Consider the following 12,689-nt stretch of genomic DNA (forward strand, 5'->3'; position numbering starts at 1 on the left):
GGGTGCTGCGCAAGGCTGACGTGGTCGACGGCGCGTTGAAGCTGCTGGACGCCGAGGGGCTCGACGGACTGACGATGCGCCGGCTCGGCGCCGCGCTCAATGTCCAGGGCAGCGCCCTCTACCGGCATTTCCCGAACAAGGAGGCGTTGCTCGATGCCCTGGCGGACCGGATCGTCGACGGGCTCGGCGATCCGCTGCCGGAGGCCGACTGGCGCCGGCAGCTGTACGTCCTCGGCGACCGGATGCGGTCGGCGATGCTGGCGCACCGGGACGGCGCCCGGGTGGTGGGCGGCACCTTCGCCCCCGGCCTGAACACGATGCGTGGCGCCGACCGCGCGATCACCGCACTCTGCACCGCCGGCCTGGCGCCGGCCCAGGCCGGGTGGCTCGCCTTCGCCCTCTTCTACTACGTGCTCGGCCACGTGATCGAGGAGCAGGCGCTGGCCGAACTGCCGGCGGGTGACAACTGGCGTCAACGCATCGAGAAGCTCGACGCCGAGATGTCGACGCACTGCTCGGCCGCGCTGGTCGCGCTCACCGGCGCCGATCCGGAGGAACGGTTCCGCTACGGCCTGCAGGTCTTCATCGACGGCGTCGCTCAACAGATCGACCGGGCCGAAAGCTGAGATCCGCCCCCACCACGGATGCGAAATTCACATCCATTCATGAGCCGATCCGGGTCCGCGAGCGGGGCGTCGCCGAGTACCGGCGGCGGGTCGCTCGCGTGATCCGGGCGATCAGGAACGGCTCCCTGCAGAAGGTCATCCTGTCCCGGAAGATTCCGGTCCACGACGACATCGACCTCGTCGGTACCTACCTCGCGGGCCGTCGGGGCAACACGCCGGCGAGATCCTTCCTGCTGCGGCTCGGTGGCATCGAGGCGACGGGGTTCAGCCCGCACAGCGCGCTGGACGTGACCGCGGACGGTTGCGCGACGACCCACGGGCTGGCCGGTACGCGCGCGCTCGCGGCCGACGACGACGAGCACAACCAACGGCTACGGGCAAACCTGCTCCGGGATCCCAAGGAGGTGTACGAGCACGCGATCTCCGTGCAGGCGGTGATCGACGACCTCAGCCGCGTCTGCGCGAAGGATTCGGTGGCCGTCGCGGAGTTCATGGCGGTACACGAGCGCGGATCGGTACAGCACCTGAGTTCCCGGATCACAGGTCAACTCGCGCCCGGTCACGGCACGTGGGACGCCTTCGGGGCGGTGTTCCCCGCGGTCACGGCCTCGGGCGTACCGAAAAAGGGCCGCCTTCCGCTGCATCCGGGAGAACGAGGACGGTCCGCGGCAGCTCTACGCCGGATCCGTCCTCACCGTCGGGCATGACGGCTCCATGGACGCGGCGCTTGTGCTCCGCGGGGTCTATCGGCAGAACGGGGCGACGTGGCTGCAGGCCGGGGCGGGGATCATCGGACAGTCCGATCCGGACCGCGAGTTCGAGGAGACCCGCGAGAAGCTCGACAGCGTGGTTCGCTTCCTCGTTCCAGCCCAGGGCAGCTGACGGCACTGGTTGCGCAACTCCGACACCGGCTACTCCTATTTTAGGAGTTCCATCAGGTGAGGGAGTTCGGGATGCCGCATGTGTACTCAGTCGACGGCACGTCGATCGGCTACGACCAACTCAGCGACGAGGGGCCTGCGCTGAAGCTCATCGGAGGCGGCCTGGACGACGGCACGGAGAACCGACCGCTGGGCGAGTACCTGGCCAACAACTTCGGCGTCGTGAACTACCGGCGCCGCGGCCGCGGCGACAGCGACGACAGCCAGCCCTACACCGTCGAACGGGAGGTCGAGGATCTGGCAGCGGTAATCGACGCCGTCGGAGGGCGAGCGCACCTGTTCGGGGCGTCGACCGGAGGCGCACTCGCGTTCGAGGCCGCCGCCGCAGGACTTCATGTCGACCGGATCGCCGTCCACGAGGTGCCCTACCTGGTTGACGACGCGATGGTCTCCGCTTGGCAGGCGTACCGGCGTGAGCTCGACGCCGTGCTCGACGCCGGCGACCTCGATCAGGCACTCAGGCTGTTCATGCGGCTCGCTGGATCCTCCGAGCAGACCGTCGCGGACGCGGCGGCCGCCCCGCGGGTGACCCTCGAGATCGAGGGTCACGTGGCCGATCCGGCCGTGCTCGGCCCCATCCTCAGCACGTTCTTCGCTGGCTGACGCGTCATTCGGTGGCCATGCGCAACTGGTGGGCAGCGCGCGGTAGCGGCTGGTCTCAGACCGTCAAGCGCCAGCCTTTGGCCCGTTCCCGTTCCCGCCAGAAGTCCTGGTAGCGACCGGGTTGGTCGATCAGCTCAGCGTGCGTACCGCGCTGGGTGATCCGGCCGCCGTCGAGCACGAGAATCTGGTCTGCCGCCGCCACTGTGTGCAGCCGGTGCGCGACGACGACAAGGGTCCGCCGTTCGGCAAGCATGCGGAGGGCGGCGGTGACCGCCGCCTCGCCACCCGGGTCGAGGGCCGCGGTGGCCTCGTCGAGCAGCACGATCGGCGCCTGCTTGACAAGTGCCCGCGCGATCGAGACCCGTTGGCGTTCGCCACCGGAGAGGCTGACACCGCCCTCCCCGACGCGGGTGTCCCACCCGTCCGGCAGCCGGTTGACGATCTCGTCGACCCGGGCGAGCCGGGCCGCCTCGTGGATCTCCTCGGCCGTGGCGTCCGGCCGCCCGAGCCGGATGTTGGCCTCGATGGTGCCGTCGAACAGGTACACGTCCTGGAACACCATGGCGAGCTGGTCGGCCAGCGCCGCGGTCGTCAGCTCGCGCACGTCGACGCCGCCGACCCGGACCGCACCGGCGTCGACCTCCCAGAACCGCGCCGCCAGCCGAAGCACCGTCGTCTTCCCGGAGCCCGAGGGTCCGACGATCGCGGTGAGGGTGCCCGGCCGCGCCGCGAAGCTGACGTCCCGCAGCACCTGACGATCGTCGTAACCGAAGGAGACGTTGTCGAAGCGCACCTCGCCCGGTTCGGTCAGTCGGTCCACGCTGCCCTCGGGCAGCGGTCGAACGGCGAGCACCTCGTCGATCCGGTCGATGTCCTCCGACGCCATCCGCAGCGCAGCCGCATGGTCCACCACCTCGATGAGTGGGCCGATGAAGCGGGTCACGAGGACGAGCAGCACGATCAGCTCGGCCGCGTCCAGCGAGCCACCGAGCGCCAGCGTCACGCCGACGGCGATCAGGGCGACGAAAGCGGCCTGCACCGCGGTGGAGAAGGCGATCAGAGCGATCACCGCGTTGCGGCTCATCTCCCCGTACGCCCGGCGCTGCCTGACCAGGGCGTCGTCGAGCAGCCTGTTGTTCTCGCCGGTCCGGCCGAACGCCCGCAGCACCGGCTGGCGCTGCGCGAACTCCACGACCCGGCTCGCCGATTCGACAGCGGCACTGTCGATCGTGCCGAAGCTGCGGGCGATGGCGGCCTGAGCCCACTGGTGCGTCGCGAGCAGTACCAGCCCGGCGACGAACAGCGCCGTCGCGAGCCGCCAGTCGAACACGAACATGCCGAGGGCCACCACGACCGGGGTGACCGAGGCGCTGATCACAGGCTGCATGAGATGAGCGGGTACGCCGATGATGTTCGCGGTGCCCTGGGACATGGAGTGCGTGAGGCGACCACGGCGGTCGGTGCCGAACCAGCTCAGGGGCAGCCGGGCCAGATGGTCCCCGATCCGGCGATGCATGCCGAGCAGCAGGTCGTCGGCGATCTGTTGACCGTGCAACGCCTGAGCGTAGAACAGGACACAGGTCGCAGCCGTGACCGCGGCGAGCACGACCAGCCACGGCACCGCCGCGTCACGGTCACCGTCGAGCAGTGGCCGCAGCACGGGAACCACGGCCAGGACACAGACGCCCTGTAACACGGAGAAGGCGACAAGCAGCACGATCCATCGGATGAACCGTGGCCGGTCCGCGTGGTCGACGATGCGGAACAACTTGCGGATCATGCCGGCTCCTCCGATGCCGCCGTCTGGGTCGCCCACATCCGGGCGTACTCGCCACCGGACGCGATCAGGTCGTCGTGACTGCCGGATTCGACGACCCGGCCACCGGCGAGGACCACGATGCGGTCGGCGCTGCGGATCGTGTGCAGCCGGTGCGCGATCACCAGCAGCGTGCGGCCGGACACCAGACTCGACAGCGCGTCCTGCACCGCCGCCTCGGACTCCGGGTCGGCGAAGGCCGTCGCCTCGTCGAGGACCAGGACAGGGGTGTCGGCCAGGATCGCACGCGCGATCGTGACCCGTTGCGCCTCGCCGCCGGACAGTTGGGCGTCCTCACCGACCACGCTGTCGTAACCGCGGGGTAGCGACATGATGCGGTCGTGGATCTGGGCCGCACGGGCCGCTGCCTCGATCTCCGCGCGGGTGGCGTCGGGGCGGCCGAGGGCGATGTTGTCACCGATGCTGGTACGCAGCATCGACGTCTCCTGGAAGACGAATCCGATCTGGCGGTACAGATCCTGCTCGGACACGTCCCGGACATCCACGCCGCCGATCCGGATGGCGCCTTCGTCGACGTCCCAGAACCGCGGGAGCAGCCGAGCCAGTGTCGACTTGCCGGAACCGGACGAACCGACGAGCGCGGTAACGGTGCCGGGCTCGAGCACGAGGTCGATGCCGTCGAGCACGAAGGTCCGCCCGTCGTAGGAGAAGCGCACACCGTCGAGTTCGACGCGGGCGCCGGCCGGCCGGCGCGGCTCGGCGGCACCAGGCAGTTCGGGAGCCGCCAGCAGTTTCGCCACCCGGCTCGCGGCATCGGTCGCCACCTGCATCGCCTGTGCCCCGAAGCCGAGCGCCAGCACCGGCGCCCCCAACCCGACCGCCAGCATCACGAACGCGACAAGCTCGGCCGGATCGGCGTCGAGCCACACGCCACCGGCGAGTGCCACGAGCAGCATCACCTGCGGGGAGATGATCATGGAGGCGAGTGAGTCGAGGTGACGCATCCCGCCGGCCCACTCGCTGAGGAAGCGCGCCAGGTCGTCGCCGGCGCGGCGGTACCGGTCCTGGGCCCGTCCGGCCTGGCCGAAGGCCTTCACCACAGCGATCCCGTCGACGAATTCGACGACGGCGGCGTTGACCTTGTCCAGCTCGGCACTCCAGCGCGCGGTCCGCTCGCCCTCGTCGCGCATCATGTACGCCACGAGGCCGAACCACACCACAAGCGGACCAAGGCAGAGCAGCGCCAGCCTCCAGTCGAGCCAGAACAGGTAGCCCAGCGCGATGAGCGGGGTCACCACGGCGGCCACCAGGTCGTTCACCACGTGCGCGACCGCGTGGTGGACGGCCGCGACGTCATCGGCGAGCACCCGCTTCACCTGGCCGGAGCTGCGTTCGGTGAACCAGCCCAGAGGCACTCGGCTCAACCGTCTGGCCGTGTCGCGCCGGATCTTCAGACCGACGTCGGCGTCGGCGACATGACTGATGGTGTACGCGGTCGTGGCGCAGATCGTGCGGACCACGAAGCCCACCGCCGCCACCACCACCCAGAGCCACACCGCGTCGCGGTCCACCACGGCGGCACCGAGGAAGTCGCGCGCGATCTCCACCACCGCGATGTACGGCGCCAGCCCGGCCACCGCGCCGATCAGCTGGAGCACGGCGGCCACCACGAGCCGCCCGCGCACCGGGGTGAGCACGACGCCCAACCCGCTCGACTTCTCCGCCTGCTCCGGTCGCGCCTGTCGGGTCGCCACCGGATCCTCAACCGCTGTGCTCACGGCGCCCCCACGGCCCATTGGATCGCTGTTCCAATTCGGACTCTACCGTTCGGACGGCCGGTTCGGACAGCTGGTGGGCGGACCCGGGTCATCCGGGCAGCGGCGCGGGCTCGACGAGGCGCCTGCAGCTGGGACCGGCTGCACCCGCGGTTGACCCGCCGCACCTGCTGGATCGACCACGACGGTGACCTGCCCGTCATCGCCGGCACCCTGATCCGGCTGCAGGTCGAGCACCTACCCGGCGACCGCAACCCCAAGCCCGTGTGGCTGTGGTGCTCCACCGTCGGCGCCACCGCCACGGACGTCAACCGGTGGTGGCAGGCGTTCCTGCGCCGCTTCGACCTGGAGCACACGTTCCGGCTGTTCAAACAGACCCTCGGCTGGACCCGCCCGAAACTGCGTACCCCCGAGGCCGCCGACCGCTGGACCTGGCTGATCATCGCCGCCCACACCCAACTCCGCCTCGCCCGACCCCTCGCCGCTGACCTGCGCCGCCCCTGGGAACGACCCACCGCACCAGGCCGGCTCACGCCCGCCAGGGTCCGCCGAGGATTTCGGAACCTACGCGCGAACAGTGCCCTACCCGCTGGTGCGCCGAAACCCGCAAGACCAGGCCCCGGACGCCCACCCGGCTCCACCAACCACCGACCAGCACCCCGCCACGACGTCGGCAAAACCGCCAAACGCGACCTGAGCATCACCGCACGTAAACAGCGCACAGGTTAAAGATCAAGCTAAGATCCGCGGATCCGTCGCGCTGCCCTCCCGCCGCCCGGCATCCCGACAGCCGACCCGGACGCCCGCGGACAATCCGCAGGCGTCCACGGAGGATGGCCGACGGGGTCCGCAGGCGTCCACGGAGGGTCAGCGCGGCGCCGAACCCCCGCTCACGATCTCGCTCAACCGCGCCTCCAGCCCGTCCAGGATCCGGTCCAGCGTGTACCGGCAGTACTCCTGCCGCGCCGCCGCCCGGTCGGCGACGTCGCCTGTGAAACGGGCGACCATCCACTGCATCTGAGCAGCACCGGAACCGGTCGACGGATGCGATTCCAGCATGCGTCCCAGGCCGACCAAACCCGAATCGGGATCGCTCACGTCCAGGTCACCGAGCGCGATCGCGCCCAGGCAGGTGTTGAACGCGAAGGAGTAGGCGATGGCGGCCTCGTCGCCCCACCCGGCCTCAAGCATCCGGGTCACGCCGACGTCGAGCAGGGGCAGCAGCAGCTCGGTCTGCGGACCGTTGCGCAGCAGCCAGCTGGCGACGCCGGGATAGCGCGCCAAGTGGTCGATCATCAGCGTCAGCACGTCATGCAGCAGGGTGCGCCAGTCGGATTCGTCGACAGTCAGGTTCATCCCGGCGTAGATCCGGTCGACGACGGACGCGCACACCCGCTCCTTGTCACCGACGTGGTGGTAGATCACCGACAGCGAGGTGTCCAGGTAGGCGGTCAGGTCGCGCATGCTCCAACCGTCGAGCCCGCGCTCGACGGTGAGCGCCACGGCGGCATCGACGACGATCTCGCGCGACAGTCCTGTTCGGTAGGTGCGCCTGGGACTCTTCGACATCACACGACCCTTGCTTACGGTGAGCAGCCATGTTATTGGTTCGGCGAAAGGCTGGAAGCCGGGGCCGACCCCCACCCGAATCCGAGCAAGGTAGCCGACGGCCGGCGACTTCACCGCCTGGAACCCGATCCGCTCACGGCACCCGTCGTACGGCGCATCTACGCCGAGCACCTTGCCGGAAACGGCATCCTCGCCATCGCCGAAGGACTCACCCGCGACGGCATCCTCTCCCCCTCCGCCTACGAGGGCGGCGCAACCCGCACCGCACTACCAGCGCGTGGAGCAAGAGCGCCGTCCGGGTCATCCTGACCAACCCCCGCTACACCGGCCGACAGCTCTGTAACAAACAGCGCAAGGCCGAAATCCTCATCGATGTCGACGACGTCGCCCTCGGGCACGAGACAAAGATGCGGTGGAACCCGGCCGAGGAATGGATCTACTCCGGTGCCTTGGCACACGAGCCTTTGGTCGATGACGAGACCTTCGCCCGCGTCCAAGCCCTGATCGCCACTGCGGGCAGGCGTCCCGATGGGGTCAGAAAGCCGCGGGCCAGCAAGCGCAACTACGTGCTGTCCGGCCTCCTGCACTGCGGCATCTGCCAGCGGCGCAGGATCGGCAGCTTCAACAACGACCGCAACCACTACCGCTGTACCTACGCTGCCGAGTACGCCGACGCCAACCGCATCGCCCGCCCCCGCAGCGTCTACGTCCGAGAGGACCACATCCTCGAACAGTTCGACCCGTGGCTCGCCCAAGCCTTCTCACCCAGTCGGCTCACCGAAACCCTCCACGAGGACGATGTCGTTGCCGCCGCTGCGGGCGGCGCCGTTGATCTCCTCCAGTTCCTGCGGGGTGAGGGCGCGGCGGGTGTTGGGCAGCCGGCGAGGCTTGCGCACACGGTGGGCAGGGCTGGCTGTTGGCGTGATGAAGCCGTCGGCGATGGCGCGGTTGTAAGAAGGCTCGGGCGGCGGCGATGAAGTGCTCGCCGGCGTGTCGGCCATGACGGGAGTTGCGGCGGGAGCGGGCGCCGGCGGTGGCCTGGCGCATGAGGGCTTCGATGTCGCTTGCGGTGACCGTGTCGAGGCGGCGGTCGCCGAGGGTCGCGGCCATCCGGTTCCAGTATGGGCGGTAGCTGCGCCGGGTGCCGGGGCTCGCCGCCGCCACGACACGGGGCAGATATTCGGCGACTGTCGGCACCGCGCGGCTGGACGTGTCGGTGAGGTCGGCGACGGTGAGGCCGAGATGGTCCAGCAGAGCTCGGGTGATCGTGATGCGGTCCGGGTCAGCGTGCATCGGGGTCTCCGAGGATGTGGGCGTGCAGGTCGGCCAGGAGCGCGGTGATGGTGTTTGAGGGGTGCACGACGATCAGGTCTCGGCCGCGGAAGGCGGCCACGAGCACAGGTTCCCCGCTGGTGATGCCGCACAGGCGGCGGGCGGCGGCCGGCAGGGGAAGCTCCTCACGGACACCCACGACGTGCTCTCCGTCAACGGCGGGGGCGATGAGCACTGCGGCGTGCACGACGTCGACGCGCAGGGCGAGGCCGGGCATCCAGCCCAGGGCGCGCAGCAGTGGACGGGCGGTCACCCGACCCGCGGAATCGGGGCGGGCGACGTCGGACAGCACCCCGCCGCAGGTCTGGTCAGCGGGCGGCGGCAGGGCCGGCATGGGTACTGGCTGCGGCGGCGTGGTCGGCCGTGGGGTGGGCACGAGCGCCTCGACGAGCTGCTCGTCGTGCCGGCGAGGAGAGGGGCGCCGGCGGCTCACGGCCGCCCCCGCCAGTGCGGCCGCGCCAGCATCAGCGCAGGCGGGATCGCCCCCCGAGGTTCGTCATGAGCACGGATGCCACCGGTGGTGAGCCGCTGCCCCGCCGTTACCGGTCGATCTTTCGCGAATCTCCACAAAGACTGGTGTCCGAGGGGGGATTCGTGCGCAAATTTGCGGCACCCATGCCCAGCATGGGTGCTCATGCCGTAATCCTATAGCAGTCAGCGGGTGTGGAGAAGCAGCTGCTGGCCGGGGTGGTCATCATCGCTGCTCGCTGCGGCCCTCACCCCGGTCGGCCCGCCGGGAGCGGCGTGAGGGCTGCCGCGAGGTGCGCTACTCGAGCAGGTCTCGGATGTCGGCGGCGGTCAGCTGCGCGGAGGCGAAATCACCGCCGTCGAGGACGCTGCCGAACAGTTCGGCCTTGCGGGCCTTGAGCGCCATCACTTTCTCCTCGATCGTGTCCTTGGCAACTAGGCGGTACACCATCACGTTGCGGGTCTGCCCGATGCGGTGCACGCGGTCCACGGCCTGTGCCTCTGTGGCGGGGTTCCACCAGGGGTCGAGCAGGATGCAGTAGTCGGCCTCGGTCAGGTTCAGCCCGAAACCGCCGGCCTTGAGGCTGATTAGGAACACCGGTGCCGTACCGTTCTTGAACTCGGCGAGCACCGTTGCCCGGTCGCGGGTGGCCCCGTCGAGGTAGCAGCAGCGGATGCCCGCTGCTTCCATCCGCTGCCAGGCGGCGTCCAGGAAGCGGGTGAACTGGCTGAACACCAGAGTCCGGTGGCCTTCGGCGACGAGATCGCTGACCTGCTCGGCCAGTACGTCCAGTTTGGTTGATGGCACGGATGTGTGTTTCGGGTCGACCAGGGTGACGTCGAGGCTGGCCTGCCGCAGCAGGGTCAGTGACCGGAAGATCTCGAACCGGTGCTGCTGCAGGTCGCCGAGCAGTCCGAGCACCTTCTGCCGCTCCCGCTGCAGGTAGGTCTGGTACACCTTGCGGTGTTTCGGGTTGAGGTCCAGCTCGATGACCTGTTCCTGTTTGTCCGGCAGGTCGGCGGCCACGTCGGCTTTGCGGCGGCGCAGCATCAGCGGCCGGATCCGCCGTCGTAGCTGGGCGAGCCGTTCCGGGTCGTGGGCCTTCTCGATCGGATTGCGGTAGTGATCGGTGAACCGGTCCGCGCGGGGGAACAGGCCAGGCGCGGTGATGGAGAACAGCGACCACAGTTCGAGGAGGTTGTTCTCCATTGGCGTGCCGGTGATGGCGAGCTTGAACGGTGCCGGGAGTTGCTTCGCGCAGCGGTATCCCTGGGAGTGGGAGTTCTTGACGAACTGGGCCTCGTCGAGGATCAGCCCGGCCCAGTCGAGGGCCTCGTAGTCTTCGAACTCGAGTCGGAACAGGGTGTAGGAGGTGACCACCAGATCAGCACCGCGGACCGTGTCGGCGAGGGTCGCGTTGCGACGCGCGCGGGTCTGGGTGATGGTGACGACCACGAGGTCCGGTGTGAACCGGTTCGCTTCGCTCGCCCAGTTGTGCACGACGCTGGCGGGGGCGACGACCAGGAACGGCGCCTGTGGACCGCCGGTCTCCCGGACGTGGCAGATCAGGGCCAATGCCTGCAGGGTCTTGCCCAGGCCCATGTCGTCGGCGAGGATCCCGCCGAGTCGGTGTTCGTGCAGGGCGGCCAGCCACCGGAACCCGTCCTGCTGGTACGGCCGTAGCGTGGCCTTCAGCCCCGATGGGATCCGATGCTCGACGCGGCTGCCCACGTCGGACAGTGAGCGCACCGCCTCCTGCCAGGCAGCGGCCTGGCCGGTAACCTCGCCGAGTTCGGCCAACTCCTGCCACAGCCCGGCCTGGAAGCGCCCGACCCGCAGTACCCCGGGCGGCGGGTCGTCCAGCGCGCGGGACTCGGCGATCAGGTCGCGTAGCTGGCGGAACTCGGCACGGTCGAGGCTGAAGTACGCGCCGCTGGGCAGGATGAGGTACTGCTGATCTGCGGCAAGCGCGACGAAGAGCTCGTCGAACGGCACCTGCTCGCCGCCGACTGCCACCTGTACCGACAGGTCGTACCAGTCCGGCTGCCCGCTGGTGTCTGCGCTGGCGAACGTGATGACCGGGGCCTGCAGCGTCTCCTGGTAGGCGGGGCCCGCGTCGTCGAGCTGCGTGACGATATCGACGCCGTCGATGTCGGTCAGCCGGGGCAGGATGTCGTTCAGGAACCGGATCATCGTATCGCCGGCCACGTCGGCGGTGGCCGCCAGCTGAGGCCCCGCGGGCGTTGATTCCAGTAGGCCCAGCGTCGGGTCGGCGACCATTTCGGTCACCCGCCGCACCGCCTTCTCCCGGTCGGCGGCGTGGGCGACGGGTGCGGGCGCCCACAGCGGCTCCCGATGATGGCGGTCCCCGACCGGCAGCACCCACTCCCATCTCAGCGAGAGCCGATGCCCAGCCATGCGGTTCACCGTCAACGTCAACGCAGCCGCCCCGAGATCGGGCAACCGCACCGACGGATCCACCGCTACCATTTCCGCCTGCCGTAGCAGACTCGGATAGTACTGCTCGAAGAACCGTGCCTCGTCGTTGGCGGGAACCTGGATCGCCGGCTTTGTCAGCATGGCGATGAAGCCCGGCTCCAGCGGCCGCGCCAGCGGCGCGAGCCGCAGCACCCTGTCCCTTGGCCGCGGGGCATCCTGGCCCCGCACGCCCCACCAGGCGACGCCGTGGACCGGCTGGCCCACCAGCAGGGACGAATTCGGGGCGACCAGCATGCCGTCGGCCAGCAAGGTTGGTACGAGTAGCAGGCCGTCGCTGGTCCGGTCGACCTGTATTGATACCCGCGCTGGTTCCCGGCACACGACGACAGGCCCGGCGGTCTTTCCGGCCTGCATCATCGGCAACCCGGTCTCCTGAGCTTCGCTGAGCAGGTCCCAGATCCGCCGGCTCGCGAACGCGTCGAGGTAGATCGTCTGCTGGTAGCCGCTGTAGTAGTGCCGGTCCTCGGCCGCCGTGGACAGCGCCAGGATCTCCTTGAGGAGTTGCCAGTGCTGCTGCACCCGCCTCGGCTGCCCGTAACAGGCGTAGCTGAGATTCGACCAGGAGATCCCCGACCGCACCCACCCGCTGCGACCTGGCACCACAGGGCGCAGGGCGATCCGCCACGAGGATTCCGCGCCGGCCTGCCCAGCAGCCGCAAGATCGAACTGCAGCCCGACGCCGGCCCGGTCCGACTCCGGATCGGCGGAAGGCTCGGGCGCCGTACCGACCAGCGGGGACAGCGCGGTCTCCCACGCCGGCGGTGGCGCCACGGCACGCGGGCGGGGCACACCTCGGGCCGACAGGACGGCGAGGATCAACGCGGCCGGATGGGCGCAGCCAGGATCGTCAGCGCACCTACACGATCCCTGCACCGCAGTGATGTCGCCACTCGGATCGGTGCGCGCGATGGCGGTCACCGTGCCGGACGGGTCGCCACGGAGCCGGGCATGAGCGTGCCCGGCCTGCGGATCCCACTGCATGTCGACCAGCTCGCCGCGATTGAGGTGGGCCCGTGCCTGGACGAACAACCGTGTACCCACCGCCACGCGCACGGACTCCTCGTCCTCGGTCAGCAGCAGCCGCGCCAAGGTCACCTC

10 protein-coding genes and 1 pseudogene are annotated in these 12,689 nt (G+C 69.6%); 6 read left to right on the forward strand and 5 right to left on the reverse strand.

What is annotated here, in order from left to right; genetic code table 11:
* Positions 1–2 precede the first annotated feature (2 nt).
* The 4 genes from EV376_RS25165 to EV376_RS25175 are packed head-to-tail and all read left to right on the forward strand — an operon-like array spanning position 3 to position 2,170.
* Positions 3–626 (forward strand): TetR/AcrR family transcriptional regulator C-terminal domain-containing protein, encoded by a 624-nt coding sequence (locus EV376_RS25165; RefSeq protein ID WP_130327175.1) that lies wholly within the window; start codon positions 3–5, stop codon positions 624–626.
* Positions 627–673: 47 nt separating this feature from the next.
* Positions 674–1,333: a chorismate-binding protein gene (locus EV376_RS30570; RefSeq protein ID WP_486482930.1), complete on the forward strand. Its 660-nt coding sequence runs from the start codon at positions 674–676 to the stop codon at positions 1,331–1,333.
* Positions 1,269–1,508, forward strand: a complete 240-nt coding sequence (locus EV376_RS30575) for a chorismate-binding protein (RefSeq protein WP_207228605.1) — start codon at positions 1,269–1,271, stop codon at positions 1,506–1,508. The genes EV376_RS30570 and EV376_RS30575 overlap by 65 nt, the downstream gene beginning before the upstream one ends.
* Positions 1,509–1,564: 56 nt before the next feature.
* Complete coding sequence (locus tag EV376_RS25175) at positions 1,565–2,170, forward strand: alpha/beta fold hydrolase (protein ID WP_207228421.1); 606 nt, start codon at positions 1,565–1,567, stop codon at positions 2,168–2,170.
* A 55-nt stretch (positions 2,171–2,225) separates the two neighbouring features.
* Here the strand turns inward: EV376_RS25175 and EV376_RS25180 are convergent, their stop codons facing one another.
* Together EV376_RS25180 and EV376_RS25185 are read right to left on the reverse strand one after the other, a co-directional pair.
* A complete protein-coding gene (locus EV376_RS25180) occupies positions 2,226–3,950 on the reverse strand; it encodes an ABC transporter ATP-binding protein (RefSeq protein WP_130327177.1) in 1,725 nt (574 codons plus the stop codon).
* The gene (locus tag EV376_RS25185) at positions 3,947–5,725 is read right to left on the reverse strand and encodes an ABC transporter ATP-binding protein (protein WP_130327179.1); all 1,779 of its coding nucleotides are present in this window, start codon (positions 5,723–5,725) and stop codon (positions 3,947–3,949) included. Before EV376_RS25185 ends, EV376_RS25180 begins: the two co-directional genes overlap by 4 nt.
* A gap of 120 nt (positions 5,726–5,845) precedes the next feature.
* Here EV376_RS25185 and EV376_RS25190 point away from each other — a divergent pair.
* A pseudogene (locus tag EV376_RS25190) lies at positions 5,846–6,451 on the forward strand (NF041680 family putative transposase); the annotation flags it as partial.
* A 138-nt stretch (positions 6,452–6,589) separates the two neighbouring features.
* Here EV376_RS25190 and EV376_RS25195 read toward each other — a convergent pair.
* A complete protein-coding gene (locus EV376_RS25195) occupies positions 6,590–7,405 on the reverse strand; it encodes a TetR/AcrR family transcriptional regulator (RefSeq protein WP_486482793.1) in 816 nt (271 codons plus the stop codon).
* Here EV376_RS25195 and EV376_RS30580 point away from each other — a divergent pair.
* On the forward strand, positions 7,321–8,268 hold the full coding sequence (locus EV376_RS30580; protein WP_207228425.1) for a recombinase family protein: 948 nt from the start codon (positions 7,321–7,323) through the stop codon (positions 8,266–8,268). The genes EV376_RS25195 and EV376_RS30580 overlap by 85 nt on opposite strands.
* Before the next feature lie 305 nt (positions 8,269–8,573).
* On the opposite strand, the gene EV376_RS25205 is transcribed toward EV376_RS30580, so the two are convergent.
* Together EV376_RS25205 and EV376_RS25210 are read right to left on the reverse strand one after the other, a co-directional pair.
* Positions 8,574–9,056, reverse strand: a complete 483-nt coding sequence (locus EV376_RS25205) for a hypothetical protein (RefSeq protein WP_130327183.1) — start codon at positions 9,054–9,056, stop codon at positions 8,574–8,576.
* A 333-nt stretch (positions 9,057–9,389) separates the two neighbouring features.
* Positions 9,390–12,680, reverse strand: a complete 3,291-nt coding sequence (locus EV376_RS25210) for a DEAD/DEAH box helicase (protein WP_165438116.1) — start codon at positions 12,678–12,680, stop codon at positions 9,390–9,392.
* Positions 12,681–12,689: the final 9 nt, after the last annotated feature.

Source organism: Micromonospora sp. CNZ295 (assembly GCF_004217535.1).

Bases quoted from the DNA above. Each gene is read 5' to 3' on its own strand.
- EV376_RS25180 (WP_130327177.1), bottom strand. From the start codon at position 3,950: ATGATCCGCAAGTTGTTCCGCATCGTCGACCACGCGGACCGGCCACGG.
- EV376_RS30580 (WP_207228425.1), top strand. From the start codon at position 7,321: ATGTTATTGGTTCGGCGAAAGGCTGGAAGCCGGGGCCGACCCCCACCC.